Genomic DNA, 2983 nt, shown 5'->3' on the forward strand with positions numbered 1-2983 from the left:
GAAGGAATCAACAACAAGATAAAGGTCTTGAAGAGAGCGGCATACGGATTTAGGGATGAACGATACTTTGAGCTAAGGTTATATGCACTCCATGATTGCCGCATCACGCGAAATGTCGGATGAACCACTTTTATTCCTGACTTTGAAGCAGACGGTTTTGCGGACGCTAAATTACCTGTAGCGGTAGTGATAATTCGTGACACGTCAGACGGTACTGTAATGATACCAACAGCAGGAAGCATAGTGTGGAAATACAATGGTGTAGAGCTGACGTTCGGTGACGATGATTTATGTACAACAGACGGCTTGGAAGGAGTATTTAAAAAATACGACAGTCGAAGCACTGTCATAGGTGGAACTTCTTACAACCTGCCAGCATTGCAAGTGCGTAAAAACCTTGTACCTATATCGGGGTATGACAACGACAGGCTATCTGTAAGTGGTTCAATAGAAGTTGGCGGAAACTCAGTAGCATTCTCTGAAATATCAAAGGAGGTTATTATACAAGAGACTACAGGTAACGCTTACGCTATGTCTATAACAGATGATAAAGGTTTTTATCTTGTAAACGAAAATGATTCACTGACTGCTAAATGCAACATCTATAAAGACGGCAACGAACTATCTGACTACAATGGCATCACATTCAAATGGGAAAAGCTGCTAGGAACAGGAAATGTGGCAATGGGTACAGCTCAAACACAAGTTATCACAAATGCAGATGTAGACAACGTATTGTTATTACGTTGTACTGCTACAATAAGTGGCGAGAGTATTTCTGAAACTGTAGCAATAACTGACGTGAGCGACCCCTACGAAGTGTTTTTCAACATTACAGGGATAACAGGTAACGCAATTCGAGTAAATGAAACAGCAGTTATTACACCTAAAGCACGCAAGCGTTCAGATTCAAGCCAGACAGCAACAGTAGCGTCGTGGGCATGGAGTATTCGAGATAATGCAGGTAATCCTTTCACCCTTACCGGCAAGGATGCGGCCACCTTCAATGCAGCGTCTGCAAGCATAACATACGCTGACATCAAGCATGCCAATATGGGTATAAGCGGCTCTGTTAGTGCAATTATATAAATGGGAGGTTGGTATGATTGTATCAGGAGCATTTGGATTAATAGGTATAGAGGATGGAATAGGGTATGAAGATATATATACTCTTACCACAGGCGGTACCGCACCTTCTAAACCCGCTTCGGAAAACGTAAATGATTACGTACCGTCAGGCTGGTATGCCTCCCCTCAATCTGTAACCTCAACTAAGAGGTATCAATGGGTGTGTAAGAGGTCGAAAAAAAACGGTACATGGTCTACTTGGTCAACTCCTGTTGAGTATAATAGATACGTAGAGGACGGACAAGACGGTACTGATGGCGTGGGTTATGAATATTGCTACAAGGCTACTCAATACAATGTGCGACCGGATATTCCTACCTCAGAAGCCAGTGGAGCTGGTATTCCGACAGGTTGGTCATCATCCGCCCCCGATATTTCTGCAATTAACGCTTATATCTGGGAAAGTTATAGGACAGTGCAGGGTAGTTCCAGAAGTTACTGGCAAAAACCTAGGTTGAAAAACCGTTGGTCATACGATGGCGCTCAAGGTAGTAAAGGCGCAAGAATGCGTATGACAGTATGGAAAAGTGGTGAAAGATATCTTCAGGGTGCAGAAGGTGAAGACTTCTACGACATTGTAATAAAAGGTACGCAATTATCTCTATGCATTAAGACACATACAGCTGATTCGAGCAACGCACCTGATATATCGACCACGCATTGGGAATCAGCACAACAATGGGCTTTTATTGCTACCCAATTCTTCCTTGCAGGTAAAATAGTATCAGACAAGATTACTGCGGATTTGATTGATGCAACTAATTTGGTGGCAACAGACGTGGATATCAGCGGCAAAATTACCGCAACAAGCGGTAAGATTGGTGGTTGGACTATTTCTGGTAATGATCTTATCTGCTACGGCTTCAATACAAGAATAAATGTAGAGGCAAGTGGCGGCAGATTCATGCGAATTAATGATAGCGAAACCACCATGTGCTATATAAGAGCCGATGGAAGTACAGCCTTACAGTTGGCTACCTTCGGAGAAAATAACAGCACTACAGGTCTACACGTACTATGCAATGCCGCTGGGTATGGTAAGGCAATTGAAGCCTATGGAAACATTATTTTAAATGCTAGACCTGACGAAGATGTTAGTATTAAAGGTTTAAAACTTAATATCAGAAGCGTTAGCTCAAGTCAGGATATTAACAGAAATGATGATTATCTGTTGTGTTCTGGCAACATAACGATTAAACTACCCTCTCCACAGACAGCGAAAGGCAAAATATATCATATACGCAGGAGTAGCGGGACATTAACTCTAACGTGTTACTATCTTGAAGGTGGTATATTTAAACCATTTTACTTTTTAGACGGTAGAAATGACACATCGACCCAAATAACAACCTCTAACTTACATACTTACATAAGTAACGGCACATTTTGGTATGAAATTGAAAATTAATAACATGAAAGTAGATTTTAAAAAAATTATGGTAGAAATCAACTTTGAAGGTGATTTAGTAGAAGTTGATACACGAAAAGAACTTGCAAACGCCTTATATCAAACTACAAGCGATATAGGCTTAGCTGACTTCGCAAGAGAAATATATTATTCCGATGGAGAAGTTGAAGTTCCGGAAGAATATATAGAACCGATACTGAACATATCAGCAAGCCGTTTCATAGTCCCTGTACAGAAAGCGTTGTCTGATAAATTAAAATAATAAATTTTATTAACTTATAAAAGAAAGGAAAAAATTATGGAAACAATAGATTTTAATGGGTTCATCCGACATTTCGCGTGATGCGGCAATCATGGAGTGCATATAACCTTAGCTCAAAGTATCGTTCATCCCTAAATCCGTATGCCGCTCTCTTCAAGACCTTTATCTTGTTGTTGATTCCTTCT

5 protein-coding genes are annotated in these 2983 nt (G+C 40.6%); 4 read left to right on the plus strand and 1 reads right to left on the minus strand.

The window, feature by feature from the left end; all coding sequences use genetic code 11:
* The 4 genes from I6E24_RS15825 to I6E24_RS15840 all read left to right on the plus strand — a co-directional run.
* Window positions 1–123 (plus strand): transposase (locus tag I6E24_RS15825; protein WP_235328547.1); only part of this gene is annotated, 123 nt, incomplete at its 5' end.
* A gap of 63 nt (window positions 124–186) precedes the next feature.
* Window positions 187–1089, plus strand: a complete 903-nt coding sequence (locus tag I6E24_RS15830; RefSeq protein WP_235329624.1) for a hypothetical protein — start codon at window positions 187–189, stop codon at window positions 1087–1089.
* 13 nt (window positions 1090–1102) lie between these two features.
* The gene (locus I6E24_RS15835; protein WP_235329625.1) at window positions 1103–2536 is read left to right on the plus strand and encodes a hypothetical protein; all 1434 of its coding nucleotides are present in this window, start codon (window positions 1103–1105) and stop codon (window positions 2534–2536) included.
* A 4-nt stretch (window positions 2537–2540) separates the two neighbouring features.
* Complete coding sequence (locus tag I6E24_RS15840; protein ID WP_235329626.1) at window positions 2541–2798, plus strand: hypothetical protein; 258 nt, start codon at window positions 2541–2543, stop codon at window positions 2796–2798.
* 61 nt (window positions 2799–2859) lie between these two features.
* Here the strand turns inward: I6E24_RS15840 and I6E24_RS15845 are convergent.
* On the minus strand, window positions 2860–2983 hold a 124-nt coding region (locus I6E24_RS15845), incomplete at its 5' end, for a transposase (protein ID WP_235328547.1).

This window comes from Bacteroides caecigallinarum (genome assembly GCF_021530995.1).
Classification (GTDB): Bacteria; Bacteroidota; Bacteroidia; order Bacteroidales; family Bacteroidaceae; genus Phocaeicola; species Phocaeicola faecigallinarum.

Coding starts and splice junctions, on each gene's coding strand:
- I6E24_RS15835 (WP_235329625.1), top strand. CDS start 1,103: ATGATTGTATCAGGAGCATTTGGATTAATAGGTATAGAGGATGGAATA.
- I6E24_RS15840 (WP_235329626.1), top strand. CDS start 2,541: ATGAAAGTAGATTTTAAAAAAATTATGGTAGAAATCAACTTTGAAGGT.